Origin of the sequence: Williamsia sp. 1135, from assembly GCF_002095395.1 — a bacterium.
GTDB lineage: Bacteria > Actinomycetota > Actinomycetes > Mycobacteriales > Mycobacteriaceae > Williamsia.
Genome location: NZ_MJEI01000054.1, coordinates 1 through 17,425, shown reverse-complemented (window position 1 = coordinate 17,425; position 17,425 = coordinate 1). Strand labels below are relative to the sequence as shown.

Below are 17,425 nucleotides of genomic sequence, written 5' to 3'. Positions count from 1 at the left end.
TGACGATCGGGCGCTACTTCTTGAGCAGTGACGCCAGGTGGGTCGCCGACTTCAGTCCGAGTCGTGGTTCTGCCTTACGGATCTCCGCGATTGCTTCGACCTGCTTGTTCGGCGGGATGCCCGCGGCTTCAAGCACTCCCCCGGCCCAGGTGATCGCGCGGTTGATCGCTTCGGCGGCGTCGGGCCCCTGCCCGGTTCCGAAGACCTCCACGATTTCTTCCCGAGGGTTGCGGTGGTCACCGACGATCAGGTTTTTCAACGACATCGTGTCTCCTTCGTGTTCGTCGACATGCGATCTGCACGTCAGATCTCAATATCGGGTGTTCAGTAGCCCCGCGCGGCTCGTCGTTGCGCGAGAGCTTCGAGTCGGGCACCCGATTGGCGGCGGGTCATCACCCGCAACGCCCGCGGCGCGAGGATGAGGCCCAGCGCCGCCCATGCCACGGGTACACCGATGGCCACAACGGCCTGACCGGCACTGTCGAACGTGGTCCCAGGGACCAACGTGACCCGCGACAACAATCCCAGCCAGTAGACCGGGAAAACCTTGATCGGCACCGTCAGCCAATCCGGCATCGATGCGATAGAGAAGAAGATGCCCGACACGGACATCAGGGCATAGGCCACCAGCGAGATAGGGAAGATCGCGAGCGGCGACTTGATGAGGCTGCCGACCACCGAGCCCATGGGCACGGTGGCAAACAGGGTCAGGATCGCCACCCCGGTGAGCGCTGCACAACCCAGGATGGTCCCGGGCAGGATCGGCGAGACAAAGATGTCGGCCGGGATGAGCAGTAGCAGCGCGGTGACCACCCCGGTGACCCACAGACTCAACGTCTTTCCGACCAAGTAGCCGGCCAGACCGTATGGCAGAGTCCGAACCCTGAGCATGGTCCCGTCGTCCTGTTCGGCGACGAGCTCACCGCAGATGCCCACGAACCCGCCGACGAACAGCGACGCCGCCGCGATGCCGGCCAACATGCCGGTGGCACCCTGACCGCCCAGGAAGTCGCTGACGTCGACGTTGAGGAAGACCACGACCAGCACCGCCGGGACGATCAGATGTCCTAGTGCGCTTGGTCGGGTGAACCGGTTGATGATCTCGACCTTGGCCTGCAACGCACCGAACTTCAGAACCCTGAGCTGGCTGGCTCCCGGCGCCATCGTCGTGGCGGTCATCGCTGAACCTCCCCGTTGTCCTCGCGCACGATCGAGAGATAGACCTGTTCGAGGTTGCCGCGGCGCACATCCATGTCCCACACGTGCTCGCTGCCGGTGACGAGGTCGCGGATCAATGCATCCGAGTCGGCCACCGTCCGGCGCTGGGGGCCGTGCGGCGACATCCAGGTGACGGTGCTCGTCGAGGCCAGGGTCGACCGCAGTTCGGTCGGGCTACCGTCGGCGACCACCTGTCCGCCGTTGAGGATGATGATCCGCTCGCACATCTCTTCGGCCTCGTGCAGATTGTGCGTGGCCCAGATGATGGTGGTGCTCTGCGCCAGATTGTGGATGAGTTCGTAGAAGGACTGGCGGATCTCCGGATCGAAACCGGTTGTCGGTTCGTCGAGGAACAGCAGTTCCGGTCGACTGATGAGCGCGGCCGCCACGTCGACACGCCGTCGCTGACCTCCCGACAGGGACCTGATCTGCTGACCGGCACGGTCGTCGAGTTCCACTGCCGCAAGCAGTTCGGGGACGGGCCAGAGGTCCGTCACCCCGGCAGCGCGATGGGCCGCACTCACGTACCGCAGAAAGTCGGCGACTTTCCAGGTCCCGTGATCACGCCAGGCCTGCAACACCACACCCAGCCGCGACCGCCACTGCTCCGGTGCGCTGTCGGGTTGGTGTCCGAGGACGGAGACCTGACCGCCGGACGGTCGCCGCATGCCTTCGAGGATCTCGATCAGGGTCGATTTGCCTGCCCCGTTCGGTCCCAGTACCGCCACCTTCTGCCCGGCCGGTATGTCGAAGGTCAGATCATCGAGGACATCGGTTGTTCCGTAACGCATTCGGAGACCGTCGACGCGTATGGCGGCAGAGTCCGTCGCCACCGAGTCGATCGTGTCTGCTGTCGTCGGACTGCTCATGGTGGTGTCCCATCCGTGGCTTGATCGTGGTGGTCGGCCGGTGCCTGTCCGCGCTCGAGCAGCCAGGTCACTAAAGGCGCCAGCGTGGCGCAGTGTGCGGTACCTGCGGTGGTGACCGCGAAGTCGATCATGTGTAGTGCGATGCGCATGGTGGCGACTGCGTCGAGCGCCGCCTGATCGAGCATGCGATCGGACTCCGAGCTGTAGCCCGCGATCAATGCCTCGGCCGCCCGAGCGTACACCTCCGAGTGATCGGACCCGTTCGCTCGCGCCGTGAACTCGAACTCTGTCAACTCACCGACCAGCCACCCCAGATCCAATTCCTTTGGTCCTGAGCTGATCTCGGGTCCGACGACCACATCGACGCGGGTGTGATCGGGATCAGCGAAGACAGACCCCAGGCTGAATCCGCCGTGGCACAGCACAGCAGTGCCCTGTTCGGCAACCGTGTCGGCCAGGGACCTCAGTCTCGCAACCGCGGTGGGTGGCAACGACCCGAGGGTCACAGCAGCCGGGCCGGCGGGCTCGGCAAGGTAGCGGCGGAGCCGCTCCACGTGCGGACTGACGTCACCGATGCGCGGCGGGCCACTCCGGTGCAGCGTTGCCAGCAAGCGCCCGAGGTCCGTCATGGTCGACAGTCCGGCGCCGTCGTGCAGGAAGGCCGGCTGCACCTGCGGCCACAACTGCGAGGCAAGCTGTTCGTCGCAGCGCAACGAAAAGCGATGGCATTCGGCGGATGTCGATTCCGACGTCCGAACGAGACGAACCCGCCCGGACGGTGTCGCCGATGGTGCCATCACCTGCGAAGCCCGATCACGCGTGGCGTCGCGGTACGTCCTCGACAGCACGAACCCGTCATCGTCACGCGCCAGTTGCTGCCGCCACACCGCTGTGTCGAATTCCCACACGATCGTCTGCGCGGCGGTCATGCCGATTCTGCCTTCGTTGTCACACCCGAGACCAATGCACCCGACAGCGCCTGTGCAGCAGCCGGGAACAACACCGGAGGTAGCCCCTCGAGAGCCGGGTCGCTCACGCTGAAACCCTTCATCGGTGGAAGCAATTGAACGTTCGTTCGCAGTGCCAGAGCCGTACAGTGCTGCTGCCACACAGGTGTTCTCGTGAATCCAGGTGGCGCCGACGCTGCGACCACGACGGGCGCAAGACTTCCCTGGATGGCCAGCATCGCCGGCGAATCACACAGCCCCGCCGACAATCTGGACACGAAATGCATGGTCGCCGGATGGACGAGGTATCCGTCAGCCCACTGGCCGAGTTCGACATGCACGGGACGTTGCTCATTGTCCGACCAATTGTCGATCAACGGCTCATAGCCGAAACCGCGGATTGTGCCCAGTCCGACGAACTGGAGGGCCGACGGGGTCAGCACGACCCGGACGTCGGTGCTCGGTGACGTCGAACTCAACCAGCCCAGCCAGGAATGCAGAAACGATGCCCCGAGAGCGCCGGTCGCCATCACGACGATTCGGCGGTCGGCAAGGCCTTCTATGGAATAGGTACTCGGATCCGACTCGGTCATCCCGCGACCACCGCTTCGGTCCGCGCCGACATCACGTAGGGCGCCGCGTCTTCCGGCAGTGCGAGGGACTCAGCAGACCTGGCGCCTGCCACCGCGAGAATCTCTTCGAGGTCCTCGACCGCGTGTCCGGCACCGTACATCTTGGATACCCCGAACACGTTCAGTACCACTTCGTGGACCCCGCGTTCCTGCAGGCGGGTCATCGCATCGACGATCTCATCGGCAGATCCGAACAGGTAGGTATTCGACGACACCAGCTCGCCGGCGCCTGCCCAGGGATCCGCCGGGTCAGCCGGGACGCCTGCCGATCGAAGCATGGCCGTGTAGTGGGGCGCCGCCAGGTGGGCACCGACCGCGGCGTGGGCGAGCTGTCTCGGGTCCCGGCCGGGGCGACGCACAGCAGCGTGGACCACGCTCGCGACGCGCGGCGCAGGCCGCATCGACTCCGCTGCTGCCGAACGCATCTCCGGGATCAGAGTCTGCTCGAGATACTGCTCAGGCGTCAGCCACGTGATGGCCCACTCTGCCTTGTTGCCTGCGCATCTGGCCATACTCGGCCGCAGGACACCGAGGCCGGTCTCCACTGACCCGAACAACTTGTCGACACGTTCGGGTCCGTCGGCGGGGCCGGTCTGCAGCGGGCCCGGGATGATGGTCTTGACCTGGTCCAGGAACTCGCCCGCCTGACGTACCGGAGCGTTCATCGGAGCACCGAAGACAGCACGCTGAAACGCAGTACTACCCGGACCGACGCCGGCGACATAGGTCTGCCCGGTCAGCCGCCCGATCGATTGCGCCTGCACGGCGAATCCATGCGAGTGGAACAAGGGATAGAGCGCCACCGCACTGCCGAACGGCAGGGCATAACCCCGCCCCGCCAGTCCTGCCATCGTCAAGTGAGAGTCAACGGTCGAGGAATGGCCGAACCACAATCGGTGCCCGCCGCGGCGAGCCGCTTCCGCGTAGGGGATCACCGGCCCGATGGCCGTCGGCATCTCGGGATAAAAGACTCCGATGTTCGAGTTCATAGTTCGACCCACTTTCCGGAACTGGGATTGGGTGACATCACCAGCGCGTGAAATCCGTTCGGCCGGTAGAGGTCGTGGAGGGTTCGAGAGATTGCCGCGCCGGCACCCGTGCACAGATCGGCGGCTGTCCTGTTGGTGTCGAGGGCACACGGGAGTGACCCTTCGAGCACCGCTGCGCGTTCATCCGCAGCACCTTGCATATGATCCCGGTCGACGATGGTGCGGCCGCGAAGGTAGCTCGCTGCCGCCAACATGGTGCTGTCGGAGAGAGGTTCTGCCGAAAACTTCTCCAGCGCAGTTCGGATGGCCTCGTCGCAGCTGTCTTCGTTTCCGGGGGTGGTCTGCACGTCGATGACCAAGAGGTGTCGGCCATCGCGGCGCAGGAGGGTCGACTGCGGGCTGTAACTCAGGCCGTGTTGTCGACGCACCAGATCGACCAGGAGCGACCCGTGCACACCGCCGAATGCGACGTTCACGAGACTCCGCGCGAGCTGTTCGGATTGGTCGGCCGGCGGGGTCAAGAAGCGGAACCAGCGGATCCAGGACGATCGCACGGGAACACGAGCCCACTGTCGGGTCGCCGACGGCTCCGGGACCGGGACCACAGACTCTTCGCGCCGGGCAAGGGGCGGTTGGTCGTCGACGGCGTCGGTCACCGCACGACAGATCTTGTCCCGCGCGGCACGCAACTCGTCGTCGCCTCCACCGCCGGACACGACGACATCGAACGTCAGCATCGGCAGCAGTGCCGCCAGCAGGCCGTCGTCGGGAGATCCGGAGTCGTCGGCAACGCAGTCGAAAGTGAGGGCGGTGATCAATTCGGCCGGTGACGTCGGGGGCTGCGGACCAGACACGGGTGCGGCATGGAGACGCTCACGCCACGCGGCCAAAGCCTCTGCCACGATGTCGATGTCCGGCTCCCGTGCCCGGGTGGTGCAGGTGACGACGATGCCCTCGGGTCCGGCGACTGCCCGCCCCGAGCGCACCCCGGCTTCATGCAGGGCCAGTGTCATCGCCCGCGCCAGTCGCGTCCGGTCGGCCCAGTCGACCGCAGGACGGGCGACGAGCGCGACGTACAGGAGGTCAGTTCCACCGCGGCGCAATGTATCGGGGGCAGCGGAGGCTTCGGTGGTCGTCATGCCGGCACCCCTGCTCGGTCGACCGCGGAACGCAGCGCGGCGACGGGGCTATGTGCGACGCGGCGGAGGTAGGCCTCGATATCTGGCGCCGAGACCAGCTCGACGTTCCTGCGCCGCTCCAGTGTGTCGAGACCGAACATGGCGTCGCGAGCCAGCTGCGCGGAGAAGGTCGCGGCACTCGACAGGGTCTTGTCGATCCCGCCGAGTGCACTCGCGACAGCCTGATCCAGCAACCGACGATCCGTACCGGCGAGTTCGCGCGGGAACGGCGCGACCGGACCACTGGCGCTCGGACCGCTGCCGATCAGAATGTTCCGATCAGGGCCCATCGTGGGCCCGAAAAGCCCGAGTTGCCAATGTGTCCGACTCTGCACCAGATTCGCCCACTCGACGGCGACCATGGCAGCCGCATCGGTCGCCTCCCGGCTGATCGACGAGCTGCCGCCGACACACTGCACCGTCGCGTGCATGGGGATCAGTGTCGCCACACTGCCTTGCACGTCGTGCGGGCCGTCGAGCACCCCCACCATTGCATCGTTCTCGGTGTCGTCAGTCCCAGTGGCGCCACCGACCGCGTCCATCACATCCTCGGGCGTCCACGGGCCGACCACGGCAACGGAGTGATGGCGCCGGCGATAGGTCCGATCCCAGAACTGCTCGACACCGTGCACCGATGCCGCCTCGAGGTCCGCCAGATCAGAGAACCCGTTGTGTCGCAGCCCATAGTCTGAGCTCAGTGCCGAGAGTGCGTCGATCCAGGGAAAGCCCGCGACCGGCGAAGACGACATCCGTAGGGCCACCTCTTGGCGAATGACTGCCTTCTCGCGGTCGAGGTCGACGGGGGTGACCGGCGGCGATGCGGCGCGGCGGCGAGCAAGGTCGATCCAGTGCACCAGATCCTGTCGCGCCGGAGCGGGGATCACGAAACTGAACTCCGTGTGAAACGGGTACGTCTGGGCATTGGAGAGGCCACCGACTGCCAGGATGCGATCCTCCACGAGATGCCCGAGCTGATCGCGGATGCTCTGATGCGCGAGATGCTCGGTCAGGTGGGCGAATCCGGCCTCCCCCGGTTGCTCGTGAGCCGTCCCGACAGGGACGACGACGGTGACGCCAAGGGTGCGTGCGCCGGGGATCCGGCCCACGGAAAGTCTGTTGCGACCGATGATTCCGTGGCTCACCGACAACTCGGTCGCCGCGAGGGGCGTCATGGTCTGGCTGGTCGTCATCGTTCACCTGTCCGTCCTCGTGGGTGCCGACTGGATCGATCACGGTGCGCTCCCGCTCCCGGGGATCGCTGCGGGGACACCAAAGTGTCCCCGCAGCAACGCTGTCAGGTCAGCTCAGCAGCCGGCCCCGATGGTGATGCTGGTGCTGGTGACGACTCCGGCGCTGGCGCCGATCGAGAACGCCGCGCACTCCGGGCTCGATGCCGTCGCGAAGACCGAGATCGGGCTGATGCCGGGAGCGGACTCCACGCTCACCTGGGCGAGTTCTTCACCGCGTGCGTAGTTGCTGTAACCGGAGATGAGTGACTGTGAGTTGGGCATGCTGGTTCCTTTGCTTGTGAATGATGTTGCAAGTGAACGAAATTTGTATGATCGAGTAGAGCTGTACTGCTGGGTGGTCGCGAGTGCTCAGCAACCCCAGGCGATGGTCGCCCCGACACCGCCGGAGCTGACTACGCTCACGGCCGTGCCACATGCGGTCGACGACACACCGATGAAACTCAGAATGCCCGGCGTCGCGGACGGAGCTGTTTCACTCATCTCGGTCAACTCCGGTGCTGCCGCATAGCTACGGTAACCAGCCACCAACGATTGCGTAACCGTCTCTGACATGAAGGTCCTTCCTTTCGGTCGTTCGGTCATTGCTTCAATTCGAGGAGCATGCCCCTCGCCTGGCCGGGTGCGGCCAAGACTTGTTCAGAGCACCGGAGAATCAAGGTTGCGATACACCGCACCGGGGTCGATGTTCGCGGTGATCAACGCTCGACGGATTGCTCTGTTGATTTGGGGGTCCGGTTCGGCACCTTCGGCGACGATGGCCCGTGCGATCGTGTTGCTCCGATGTTCACCGAAGCTCGTACCGCCACGCGGGGCCCCGGTGTCCACGGGTTCCCAGGCCATCGACACACCATTGGTGAGCTGATGTCCGAACAGGGACACCGGCGCATTCGGACGGTCGCTGCGCAGGTGATCGGCGATGTCACCGACCGCATGCAGACTCTCCGACGGCAGGTAGATCACCATCGCGTCGTTGCGCGGGAATCCCGAACGCCGGGAGCCGATCTTCACCCGCAGCGGAATCCCCCGCTCCTCGACCCAGCCGATGAACGATGACCACACCTCCACCGCTTCCTCCGGGTCACCGAGGTGGCGATACAGGCGCAGCAGACGCGAGGTGTGACCGCCGCCGGCGGATGACGTATAGAACATGAACCCGAGTGACAACCGGCTCTCCACCGACGGAACCGTGGCCACCGCGCTGTGCTCGCTCTCCGACAAGATCGCCGGTGGTTCGAAGAACACCCGAATGCCGTTCAGGGACAGCACGAGACCGGAACCTCCCGGCGCCCGCTCGACCATCGTCAGCCGGGACTGCCGGTGTTTGACCGGTGTTGCCTCGTACAGACGGTGTTCCAGTTCCGGGTCCTCGAGCAGCGCCGGGATGAACTCGCCGTCGCCGCCTGCGACCATGCCGGCGTGATAGGTGCGATACAGGTGCCCGCCCAGGTCGCGGTGCAACTCGGCTGCGGTCTCAGCGGCGATCTCGGTACCGTCCACCACGATCTCGCATCCTCGTGGACCGGCAACGGAGAGCCTGGTGATCCGCGAGACCAGCCATTCGATGCCGGGGTCGAGCGTGCGTGTCAGAACAGGCTGTGTCGTGGCCGTTGGTGTCATGCTGCGTACTGCCCTTCGGTCAGGCCGAGAACCTCGGCGTAGTCCCCGCCGCCGAGGATGGCTTCTCGTCCGATGCCTGCCAGCGCCCGGTCCAGGGCTGACAACCGTCCGAAGTACGTGCCCGCCGCCAATGCCCGGTCGAACAACTGCCAGCCGAAGTACTGCACGCCGCGTGCCACGAAATCGCCGGTGATGCCGGGCCGCTCGCCCCGGTAGGCCTCCCAGACGGTCCGGGCTGCAGGCATGGCTTCGGATAGGGCGGTGGTGCCCCGCTCGATGATCTCTTCGTCGGTCACCGAACCCTCGTCCCCGCCGGCAAAGGAGGCCAGACTCTTGCGAACCCGGTGATAGAAGACCTCACCCATCAGTGCTCCGACGTCACGTGCGCCGTCTTCGAGCCGAAAGTCCTCCCAATCCAGAATCCAGTTGGCGGTTTCGGTCAGCAGGATCTGGTCGCCGCGGAGATCGCCGTGGATGGGTACGCGCGGGGTGTCGATTTTCGCGAGGATGTTGAGTGCTTCTCTCAATTCGTTGTCCGACTGAATGATCCGCCACATGTCCAGCTGGCCCATGGTCGATCCGTAGTACATCTGCATGGAGATGGCATTGGGCCCGTGGGGCGGAAAGAACGGTTTGGTGTGGTCGGTGGCGTTCGCGTGCAGCACGGGAAGATTGTGCAGTCCGGCGACACACCGGCCGACGCGGGTCAGCGTCACCGCGTCCATCTCGTCGTCCCGGATCATCTTTCCTGCACTCTCACCGCCGGTGATGTACTCGTACACCACGGTGTGTGAGGTGTCGTCCCGGGCCAGGAGAGCCGGGGTCGAGGTGTCCGGCGACGGGTCGGACAGGTCAAGCGAGTCATGGAAGGACACGCTACGGAAGTAGCGTTCTGCCGCACCCAGACCGGTCATCTTCTTGATGAAGACCACATGGTTGTCACTGAATGTGATTCGGCCGCTGATGTTTCGGCCGAGCAGCGGCTGTACCTCCTCGACGTCGGATTCCGACCTGTCCAGCTTCGGGAAGATGTGTGAGACGGAATCGAGCAATTGCCGTTCTTGTTGCCGCAGAGGCATCTTGGTCACTTCGCCTGCTCCTTGCGATAGAGCGATAGACACCTCGGACTGTCAGGCCCGAAAGGGGTGGTGCCCCAGTCGGCCCACCGCTCGGCCACAACCAAGCCGGCGTTGCGCGCAACTGCGTCCATTTCAAGGGGAAAGAGGTAGCGCAACACGTGGGTGTAGTTGAACTGCTTACCTTCCTGCAGCACCAGATTCTGCGAGATCAGCAGTTGACGAGTCGGTTCCACCACATACTGTTCCAACTGCGTGATGTCTTCGCTCAACTGCCTCATCTGCGCATCGGGCTTGCGCAGTCCGTGATACTGATTCGGATTGAAGGTCTCGACGAGGAAGAAGCCGTCATCGGCGAGTGCCGCGGCCGCGTTGCGGAAGACCGCGATCTGCTCGTCCAGTGTCTTTGCGACGAACAGGGTGTTGATCATCAACAGAACCGCGTCGTAGGTTCCCTCTGCGGGTTCGGTGATGAAGTCCTGCTCGACGACCTTGACCAGGCCCTCGGTGTCCTTCTCCTTGAGGATGGTGAGCATGTCGGTGGAGATGTCCAGTCCGGTTACGTCAAATCCGCTCTGCACCAATGGAAGCGCTATTCGTCCGGTACCCACGCCGTATTCGAGCACGCGAGTCCCCGCGGACCTAGAATGCATGAAGTCGCAAAATGTCGCGATGTCGTCGAAGAAGTCCGGATAGAGCAGGTCGTAGATCTGGGCGATCCGGGATGGGTAGAGATTCTGTACAGACATGAGCAATTCCCTTCTCATACCGGTAGTTTGGCGTCTAGCGCACAATAGCGGCGCGGGTGCGAGGCACCCTGCTGTATCGAAACTCTTGCTGTAAACCTTGGTTCGTTCCCGCTGCAACCGAGAGTATTGATGTATGCGCCGACCTTCAACGCGATGTCGCCTCTCACGGCCTTGTTCAGCCAGTGTTCACATCCGCGCCACCAACCCGTTATCCCCGTCGAGTCAAGCGGACCAAGCTTCCAATTACGCTGCTACGCATCGCTGCAGGTCCCCATGACTCAGAGCGTCCGCCCGCCGGGGTGTGAGCTCAGGTCAGCGTAGGCTGATTCAGCGGGCGTCGCGACACCTCACGCGCTTCGGACTTGGTCAACCCGAACATCGTGAGCAAGCTTGCGGCCAGATCATCTGCGACAGAATCGGTATCGAGCGAGGAGTCGTGTTCGAGCAGGTGGATGCACCCGAACAGCGCCCCTGCCGTGCAGGCCACAGCCATCGCGGTGTTGTCGATGTCGAGACGACCTGACGCGGCGGCCGCCTCGAGGTCGCGGTAGGCACGCGGCGCCAACCCTTCTGGACTGTCCAGGTAGCGGAAGCCGACCTGAATCATGGTGTGCGCCACCTTGGGATGTGTCACCCTCATCCGCAGAGTCATTCGAACTCCGGCGGCGAAGACCTCCGCAGGATCGTCGAGGCCGGCGCACGCCTCGTCGAATAGCCTGCCGTGGAGTTCGAGGACCGTGCTGATGGCCACCTCGAACAGCTCCGACTTGCTGGCGAAGTGGTTGTAGAACGACCCGAGCCCGACATCCGCGCGGTTGGTGATGTCGGAGATTCTCGCCTCAGTGCCCTGTGGAGTGGCCAGCAAATCGCATGCAGCGTCGACGAGCGCTGCTCTGGTGCGCGCCTTGCGGCGCTCGAGTCGGGTCGCCGGGATTTCCTGCACCGGACCAGCCTAGTCCATTCAGTTCTGAACGTGATTCCAATACTGTAGGTCGTTGACGAACTGAACGTCACAAGTGACGATCGGTTCAGAAAGGTTGGTGATCTACCGGGACAGTCCCCGTACGAACACCGCACAGCGATCTCCACAGCGAGGGCGGCGCGCGACCGGGCGATCCCAGTGACCGATGGGTGTCACCCGTCGTCAAGGTGGTCGACCTCGCGTGGCTCGAGTTCGACAAACAGAACATCGCGCAGGCTGAACTGTTCGCCCACGATTTCGGCTTCACCACCGTCTCGCGAACCGCCGACCAGTTGTCGCTGCGCGGCACTTGGTCGGGCGCACCCTGCGTCCTGTTCCGGCGGTCACATCGGTCGGGGTTCACCGGCCCGGCGTTTCGGGCCGCCGGGAAAGACGACCTGCTGCGGCTGTCCCGCGAAACCGGACGGCGTGTGTACCCGCTCGGTGATCTCGGCGGCTGGGCCATCGACCTCACCGACCCCTCCGGGATGCAGGTCCGGGTGGTTGCCGGTATGACCGAGCTGCCGGCGCTCTCGGACCAGAACCCGCTGACTCTCAATGTCAGTGGAAAAGTCTAGCGATTCAATGCCATTCAGCGTCCACCACGTGAGCCCGCGCGGGTTCAACGGCTGGGGCACGTAGTACTCGAGACACCGCGCTTTCGCGAAAAACTCGCCTGGTACCAGGAGATGCTCGGGCTGATCGTCAGCGACTTCCTGTTCTTCCCCGGCCAACGCGATCGCGGGCCCACGATGGCGTTCATGCGCTGCGACCGCGGCAGCGAGGCAGCAGATCACCACACCCTCGCGATGACGCTGGGACCGATGTCGCGGTACGTACACAGCGCTTATCAGGTGGCTGATCTCGATGCGGTCGCCGCCAGTGGTGCCTACCTGGCAGATCGGGGCCACCTCCACGCGTGGGGCATCGGTCGACACATTCAGGGCAGTCAGCTGTTCGATTACTGGCGCGATCCCGACAAGTTCATGGTCGAGCATTTCGCCGACGGAGACATGTTCGACAGCACTGTCGAGGCGGGATGGGCGCCGATGACCGCCAGCGGTTGTCCCAGTGGGGACCGCCCGTCACCCGCGACTTCCTCGGCGCGAACCCTGACCCAGACCTCATCAGGGGAATGCTCGCGGGTCTCCGTGACGACAACGAGTTCGATATCCACCGCCTTCTGGGCCTACTGAAAGTGGCACGTTCATGACCACAACCGTCCTGCGCACCGACACTGGCTGGTGGGTCCAGCGCGGCGAGACCGCGTACCCCATCCGCACCCCGGCAGTGACCACCGGCGAGTTGTTGGCCGACCGCGCTGCCATCGATGGGGCCGCCGCCGGCGCCGAATCCGACGCGACACCGGTGGGAGACCTGACTCTGCTCTCCCCGGTGACCGTGCCGTGCCGTGTGGTGGCGCAGATGGTCAATTACCGCAGTCACGCAACCGATTCCGGCATCAATCCGGACAGGGTCTCGGCGACCTTCTTTCGCAAGACGTCCGGGTCGATCACCGGCCCGTTCGACGATATCGTCAAGCCGGCGCACGTCCAGCTGCTCGACTACGAAGTCGAGATCGGCATGGTCGCCGGCGCCACCATCGAGGTCGGCACCACCATCACCGCCGATACCCTCAGCGAGTACTTCGCCGGCGTGGTGATCACCAACGACGTCAGCGCTCGAGATCTCCAGTTGCCGAAAACCCAGTTCTACGAGTCGAAGTCGTATCCCACCTTCACTCCGGCCGGGCCTCGTCTGGTGCTGCTCACCCACGAGGAATGGCGCCGGTTCGATCAGCTCCGCCTGCAGCTCTGGGTCAACGGCGAACGACGTCAGAACGGGCGCGTCGGAGGCGACATGATCATCGACCCGGTCAGCGCATTGGCCGTGCTGACCGGTTTTCAACGGCTCGACGCCGGAGATCTGCTACTCACCGGCACTCCGGGTGGCACTGCACTGTCCGCGCCGCCCAAGCCGATCGAGATCATCGGGTCGCTCATCCCGCCGCATGTCAAATGGAAGACCTTCTTCAAGCGTCAGGCCTCAAACCCCAAGTACCTCAAAGACGGTGACATCGTCGAGGTGCGTATCGCAACCGATGACGGGGCCATCGACCTGGGCCGTCAACGTTGCCAGGTGAAATATTCATGACCACCCAGCGCGACCCCGTTGTCATCGTCGGCGCGGGCCCTGTCGGGCTCGTGTGTGCCCTGCTCCTTGCCCGACGCGGCGTTGCCAGCGTGATCCTGGAGCGTCACCGTGCACCGTACGCGCTGCCGCGTGCGGTGCACCTCGACGACGAGGTGTTCCGCATCCTGCAAGCCGTCGGTATCGAGGGAACGTTCGCACCGCACACCCGTGCCATGCCGGGTATGAGGCTGGTCAGTGGACGGGGCCGGGTGATGACCGAGTTCGCGCGCAACACCTCTGAGGGTCGCAACGGTTTTCCGCCGGACAGCATGTTCGACCAACCCGATCTCGAACGTATCCTTCTCGACAGAGCAGCGGACGTCGACCTGATCGACCTGCGACGCGGTTGCCAGGTCACCGAAGTGAGCCGCGGCGCGCGGCCGGTGGTGTGCTATCAAAACTCCGCCGGCGCGACGGCGTTCATCGACGCGGTCGCTGTGATCGGGTGCGACGGGGCGAACAGCGCTGTTCGCGCGCAGCTCGGTGTCACCATGCGCGACTTCAGATTCGACGAGCAATGGCTGGTGGTCGACGTGCTCACTCCGGCACCTCTGGACGTGTGGAGCGGCGTTCACCAGATCTGCGACCCCCACCGCGCCGCCACGTTCATGCCGGTCACCGGCAACCGGTACCGTTGGGAGTTCCGAGTCCGCGGCGATGATGACCTGGATGCGCTGCGGTCGCGGATTCACTACGGCATTTGTTGGCGCCGTGGATGTCCCCGACCGCACTCGCAGAGTCCGAGATCATGCGGCAAGCGTCGTACACCTTTCGGGCCCGGGTGGCACGTACCTGGCGCAACGGCCAGGTGTTCCTCGCCGGCGATGCCGCCCATCAAACACCGCCGTTCGTCGGCCAGGGGCTCGGATCAGGATTGCGCGATGCATTCAACCTGACCTGGAAATTGGCCGACGTCCTCGACGGTGCCGCGCCGGAAGTGCTGCTCGACACCTATGAATCCGAACGCAAACCGCACGCCACTCGCATCATCCTGATGGCCCTTGTCGTCGGATGGTGCCTGACCGGTGGGCAAGACCGCCTCGCATCCCTTCGGAGGGCCCTGGTCACGGCGGCATGCCGCATCCCTCGGATCGCGCATGCGTTACCCGATGCAAGCCCTGCACTGAGCCGCGGGCCACTGGTCCAGCGCCGCGGATTTCAGTCGCGCCTCAACGGGACCGTGTTCCCGCAGCCGTGGGTGCGCACACCCGACGGCGCCCGCCGGCTCGACGACCTGCTCGGAACGGGCTACGCGCTGATCACCCGCGGCCGCCTGCGTGACCACACTGCCACCCGACTCGCGGCTACCGGCCTGACGCATATCGATGTCGATGACCTGGCGTGCGTCCCGTCGACCAACCCCTCCCCGTCTGCCGTGATGCGCTCACAGCACACGTATGCAGTACTGCTTCGCCCCGATCGTGTCGTGATGGCATCAGCCCGCACCAGCGGGGACGTGGGCGATCTGCTCGCCGCCTACCAGCGTGTACACCGCACCGACCTCCAGGAAATAGCCGTATGACACTCGATCTCGTTTCACGACGAGCCGCACGACGGCGTGCCCCCACGGTTGATATCGACTTATACGGACGCGAGGCACTGATCAATCCCCAGCCGGTGTACCGGCAGATCCGCGACGCCGGTCCGCTCGTCTGGCTGCCCCGACACCACGTCTGGGCGATGGGAAGGTTCGACGACGTCCGGGGGGCGCTGCGCGACGACGCCACCTTTCGCAGCGGAGCCGGTGTCGCGGCCAACCCCGTGGCGAACCTACTCGGACGCAAGACCGTCCTGTCCAGCGATGACGATCGGCACTCGGCGCGTCGCCGAGTCCTGATGCAGTCGTTGACCTCCCGTGCGATCCGGCCGTCGCTGCCCATCCTGCGTGACGAAGCGCGGGCCACCGTGGAACGGCTGCTCGAACAGGACACGTTCGACGGAATCGCCGACTTCGCCTCTCGCCTGCCGGTCGCTGCGGTGGCGGACCTGGTCGGGGTCGAGGTCGGACCCCAGCAGTTACTGCGCTGGGGTGCGGGCACATTCGACATCCTCGGCCCGATGAACCGGCGCTCGGTGGAGGCTACCCCGACTGCACTCGGGCTGTTGCTGTACACGATGCGACTGCGCCGATCTCGGGTCACGCCTGATGGGTGGGCCAGAAGCGTCTTCGATGCCGCCGATCGTGGTGAGATCAGCAGATCCGAGGCACGCACCATGGTCATCGACTTCGTGGCACCGAGTCTGGACACCACCATCCTCGCGATCGGTCAGCTTCTCTGGAGCTTGGGAGAGAATCCGGAGGTGTACGCTCAGTTGAAGGCCGAACCCGAGTTGATCCCGACCGCTGTCGTGGAGGCCGTCCGCCTCTGTTCACCGGTCCGCGGATTCACCCGCACGGTGGCTCGCGACACCGAGATCGACGGCGTTCGGCTACGTGCCGGCGAGCGCGTCGTGTTGCTCTATGCCGCCGCCAATATGGATGAACGTCATTTCGACAACCCTCAGACGTTCTCGCTGCAGCGCCGGGGCAGCAACCTCGGCTGGGGGCACGGCATGCACACCTGCGTCGGCATGCAACTGTCGAAGCTGGAGATGCAAACCCTCCTCCACGAAGTGCTCGCCCGCGTAGAGACCATCGAGGTCTCGGACCCGGTGCCGTTGTCCAACAACTGCCTCCAGGGGTTCAGATCGTTCCAGGCGAAATTCGCGTGAGAACGTATCAGCGCTCAACCGTCAAGCCGACCAGGAAGTACTCGGCACACCCTGACATCGTCCATCTGGGCGTCGATGAAGGGCATATTGCCGTTTGTCTGCTCTGATATGGACGATCTCAGGGCCGATCTACAACGGCAGCAGGCTTCAGCTGACCCTTGTGACCCCGACCACACGTGTGCTATTGATGTTACAGAGAGACGCTTTGCGTTTCATTGCATCAGCCTGCACTGACGGACGGGGACACGGAAATGGATAGTTTCAACAGACGAAACGCCTTGAAAGCCGGCGGAGTACTGGGGGCCGCCGGCGCGTTCGCCCTCGCGGCACCGGCGACACCGTGGACGTGGTCACCCGCGGGATCGGTCCCGGGCATCGGCAGCGGCGCCGACCCCAAATATGTCTGGGACGTCGAAGCAGACCCCGTCGTTGCCGGCCTCCTGGACCGCGGCGAGGTGCCCAAGGTCAACGAAATCCTCAAACACTGGACCAAGAACTCGCAACCGCTACCGGCAGGGCTGCCATCAGAACTCCGCGACTTCATGGAACACGCCAAACAACTCCCCGCCTGGGCCGACGAGCAAAAGCTCGTCAGCGCAGTCAACTTCAACCAAAAACGCGGCACCTACCTCGGCGTCCTCTACGGCTTCGCCAGCGGCATGATGAGCACCGTCATCCCCAAAGAAGCCCGCGCGGTCTACTACTCCAAGGGCGGCGCGGACATGAAAGACCGCATCACCAAAACCGCGAAACTCGGCTACGACATCGGCTCACTCAACGCCTACCAACCCGACGGCGAAATGGTCGTCACCTGCGTCAAAACCCGCCTCGCACACGCCGCGGTCCGACACCTACTGCCACAATCGCCGCACTGGGTGAACTCGGCACCCGAAGACATACCCATCAGCCAAGCCGACATCATGGTCACCTGGCACTCGCTGCCCACCACCGTCATGCGCAACCTCACAAAGTGGAAAGTCCCGATCGCCGCCGACGAATCCGAAGGATTCCTGCACTCATGGCAGCTGGCAGCA

19 protein-coding genes and 1 pseudogene are annotated in these 17,425 nt (G+C 64.4%); 6 read left to right on the top strand and 14 right to left on the bottom strand.

What is annotated here, in order from left to right; all coding sequences use genetic code 11:
* Nucleotides 1-13: 13 nt before the first annotated feature.
* The 14 genes from BFL43_RS02430 to BFL43_RS02370 all read right to left on the bottom strand — a co-directional run bounded on the left by BFL43_RS02430 (nt 14) and on the right by BFL43_RS02370 (nt 11,468).
* Nucleotides 14-265 carry a hypothetical protein gene (locus BFL43_RS02430; RefSeq protein ID WP_084890451.1) on the bottom strand — a complete coding sequence of 84 codons (252 nt, stop codon included), beginning with the start codon at nt 263-265 and terminating at the stop codon, nt 14-16.
* Nucleotides 266-324: 59 nt separating this feature from the next.
* A complete protein-coding gene (locus tag BFL43_RS02425) occupies nt 325-1,179 on the bottom strand; it encodes an ABC transporter permease (protein ID WP_084890449.1) in 855 nt (284 codons plus the stop codon).
* Nucleotides 1,176-2,087, bottom strand: coding sequence for an ABC transporter ATP-binding protein (locus BFL43_RS02420; protein ID WP_084890447.1), 912 nt, complete (start codon nt 2,085-2,087; stop codon nt 1,176-1,178). The genes BFL43_RS02425 and BFL43_RS02420 overlap by 4 nt, the downstream gene beginning before the upstream one ends.
* Nucleotides 2,084-3,016 carry a phosphotransferase gene (locus BFL43_RS02415; RefSeq protein WP_084890445.1) on the bottom strand — a complete coding sequence of 311 codons (933 nt, stop codon included), beginning with the start codon at nt 3,014-3,016 and terminating at the stop codon, nt 2,084-2,086. The genes BFL43_RS02420 and BFL43_RS02415 overlap by 4 nt, the downstream gene beginning before the upstream one ends.
* Nucleotides 3,013-3,627 carry a flavoprotein gene (locus BFL43_RS02410; RefSeq protein ID WP_084890443.1) on the bottom strand — a complete coding sequence of 205 codons (615 nt, stop codon included), beginning with the start codon at nt 3,625-3,627 and terminating at the stop codon, nt 3,013-3,015. The genes BFL43_RS02415 and BFL43_RS02410 overlap by 4 nt, the downstream gene beginning before the upstream one ends.
* Nucleotides 3,624-4,655 carry an LLM class flavin-dependent oxidoreductase gene (locus BFL43_RS02405; protein WP_084890441.1) on the bottom strand — a complete coding sequence of 344 codons (1,032 nt, stop codon included), beginning with the start codon at nt 4,653-4,655 and terminating at the stop codon, nt 3,624-3,626. Before BFL43_RS02405 ends, BFL43_RS02410 begins: the two co-directional genes overlap by 4 nt.
* Nucleotides 4,652-5,794, bottom strand: a complete 1,143-nt coding sequence (locus tag BFL43_RS02400) for an insulinase family protein (RefSeq protein ID WP_084890439.1) — start codon at nt 5,792-5,794, stop codon at nt 4,652-4,654. Before BFL43_RS02400 ends, BFL43_RS02405 begins: the two co-directional genes overlap by 4 nt.
* Complete coding sequence (locus BFL43_RS02395) at nt 5,791-7,023, bottom strand: insulinase family protein (protein ID WP_084890437.1); 1,233 nt, start codon at nt 7,021-7,023, stop codon at nt 5,791-5,793. Before BFL43_RS02395 ends, BFL43_RS02400 begins: the two co-directional genes overlap by 4 nt.
* Nucleotides 7,024-7,137: 114 nt before the next feature.
* Nucleotides 7,138-7,344 (bottom strand): hypothetical protein, encoded by a 207-nt coding sequence (locus tag BFL43_RS02390; protein WP_084890435.1) that lies wholly within the window; start codon nt 7,342-7,344, stop codon nt 7,138-7,140.
* 87 nt (nt 7,345-7,431) lie between these two features.
* Complete coding sequence (locus tag BFL43_RS28350) at nt 7,432-7,635, bottom strand: hypothetical protein (protein ID WP_143695038.1); 204 nt, start codon at nt 7,633-7,635, stop codon at nt 7,432-7,434.
* An 84-nt stretch (nt 7,636-7,719) separates the two neighbouring features.
* Complete coding sequence (locus BFL43_RS02385; protein ID WP_084890433.1) at nt 7,720-8,700, bottom strand: T3SS effector HopA1 family protein; 981 nt, start codon at nt 8,698-8,700, stop codon at nt 7,720-7,722.
* Nucleotides 8,697-9,779, bottom strand: coding sequence for a phosphotransferase (locus BFL43_RS02380; protein WP_240498010.1), 1,083 nt, complete (start codon nt 9,777-9,779; stop codon nt 8,697-8,699). Before BFL43_RS02380 ends, BFL43_RS02385 begins: the two co-directional genes overlap by 4 nt.
* Before the next feature lie 5 nt (nt 9,780-9,784).
* Nucleotides 9,785-10,525 carry a class I SAM-dependent methyltransferase gene (locus BFL43_RS02375; protein ID WP_168176508.1) on the bottom strand — a complete coding sequence of 247 codons (741 nt, stop codon included), beginning with the start codon at nt 10,523-10,525 and terminating at the stop codon, nt 9,785-9,787.
* Between the two features lie 307 nt (nt 10,526-10,832).
* Complete coding sequence (locus tag BFL43_RS02370) at nt 10,833-11,468, bottom strand: TetR/AcrR family transcriptional regulator (RefSeq protein WP_084890427.1); 636 nt, start codon at nt 11,466-11,468, stop codon at nt 10,833-10,835.
* A gap of 188 nt (nt 11,469-11,656) precedes the next feature.
* On the opposite strand from BFL43_RS02370, the pseudogene BFL43_RS02365 reads away from it, so the two are divergent.
* The 6 genes and pseudogenes from BFL43_RS02365 to BFL43_RS02345 form a co-directional block, all read left to right on the top strand.
* Nucleotides 11,657-12,699, top strand: a pseudogene (locus BFL43_RS02365) (2,3-dihydroxybiphenyl 1,2-dioxygenase).
* Nucleotides 12,696-13,640, top strand: coding sequence for a fumarylacetoacetate hydrolase family protein (locus tag BFL43_RS02360; RefSeq protein ID WP_084890425.1), 945 nt, complete (start codon nt 12,696-12,698; stop codon nt 13,638-13,640). The pseudogene BFL43_RS02365 and the gene BFL43_RS02360 overlap by 4 nt, the downstream one beginning before the upstream one ends.
* Nucleotides 13,637-14,575: an FAD-dependent monooxygenase gene (locus BFL43_RS29715; protein WP_143695037.1), complete on the top strand. Its 939-nt coding sequence runs from the start codon at nt 13,637-13,639 to the stop codon at nt 14,573-14,575. Before BFL43_RS02360 ends, BFL43_RS29715 begins: the two co-directional genes overlap by 4 nt.
* Entirely contained in the window at nt 14,461-15,201 is a 741-nt protein-coding gene (locus BFL43_RS29710; protein ID WP_143695036.1) for an FAD-dependent monooxygenase, read from the top strand. The genes BFL43_RS29715 and BFL43_RS29710 overlap by 115 nt, the downstream gene beginning before the upstream one ends.
* Entirely contained in the window at nt 15,198-16,391 is a 1,194-nt protein-coding gene (locus BFL43_RS02350; RefSeq protein WP_084890423.1) for a cytochrome P450, read from the top strand. Before BFL43_RS29710 ends, BFL43_RS02350 begins: the two co-directional genes overlap by 4 nt.
* A gap of 251 nt (nt 16,392-16,642) precedes the next feature.
* A partial coding sequence (locus tag BFL43_RS02345) for a twin-arginine translocation signal domain-containing protein (protein ID WP_143695035.1) occupies nt 16,643-17,425 on the top strand: 783 nt, incomplete at its 3' end.

Excerpts from the sequence above, each read along its gene's own strand:
- BFL43_RS02395 (WP_084890437.1), bottom strand. The coding sequence starts at position 7,023 with ATGACGACCAGCCAGACCATGACGCCCCTCGCGGCGACCGAGTTGTCG.
- BFL43_RS02420 (WP_084890447.1), bottom strand. The coding sequence starts at position 2,087 with ATGAGCAGTCCGACGACAGCAGACACGATCGACTCGGTGGCGACGGAC.
- BFL43_RS02375 (WP_168176508.1), bottom strand. The coding sequence starts at position 10,525 with ATGTCTGTACAGAATCTCTACCCATCCCGGATCGCCCAGATCTACGAC.
- BFL43_RS02380 (WP_240498010.1), bottom strand. The coding sequence starts at position 9,779 with ATGCCTCTGCGGCAACAAGAACGGCAATTGCTCGATTCCGTCTCACAC.
- BFL43_RS02400 (WP_084890439.1), bottom strand. The coding sequence starts at position 5,794 with ATGACGACCACCGAAGCCTCCGCTGCCCCCGATACATTGCGCCGCGGT.
- BFL43_RS02360 (WP_084890425.1), top strand. The coding sequence starts at position 12,696 with ATGACCACAACCGTCCTGCGCACCGACACTGGCTGGTGGGTCCAGCGC.
- BFL43_RS02390 (WP_084890435.1), bottom strand. The coding sequence starts at position 7,344 with ATGCCCAACTCACAGTCACTCATCTCCGGTTACAGCAACTACGCACGC.
- BFL43_RS02350 (WP_084890423.1), top strand. The coding sequence starts at position 15,198 with ATGACACTCGATCTCGTTTCACGACGAGCCGCACGACGGCGTGCCCCC.
- BFL43_RS28350 (WP_143695038.1), bottom strand. The coding sequence starts at position 7,635 with ATGTCAGAGACGGTTACGCAATCGTTGGTGGCTGGTTACCGTAGCTAT.
- BFL43_RS02425 (WP_084890449.1), bottom strand. The coding sequence starts at position 1,179 with ATGACCGCCACGACGATGGCGCCGGGAGCCAGCCAGCTCAGGGTTCTG.
- BFL43_RS02410 (WP_084890443.1), bottom strand. The coding sequence starts at position 3,627 with ATGACCGAGTCGGATCCGAGTACCTATTCCATAGAAGGCCTTGCCGAC.
- BFL43_RS02415 (WP_084890445.1), bottom strand. The coding sequence starts at position 3,016 with ATGACCGCCGCGCAGACGATCGTGTGGGAATTCGACACAGCGGTGTGG.
- BFL43_RS29715 (WP_143695037.1), top strand. The coding sequence starts at position 13,637 with ATGACCACCCAGCGCGACCCCGTTGTCATCGTCGGCGCGGGCCCTGTC.
- BFL43_RS02430 (WP_084890451.1), bottom strand. The coding sequence starts at position 265 with ATGTCGTTGAAAAACCTGATCGTCGGTGACCACCGCAACCCTCGGGAA.
- BFL43_RS02405 (WP_084890441.1), bottom strand. The coding sequence starts at position 4,655 with ATGAACTCGAACATCGGAGTCTTTTATCCCGAGATGCCGACGGCCATC.
- BFL43_RS02385 (WP_084890433.1), bottom strand. The coding sequence starts at position 8,700 with ATGACACCAACGGCCACGACACAGCCTGTTCTGACACGCACGCTCGAC.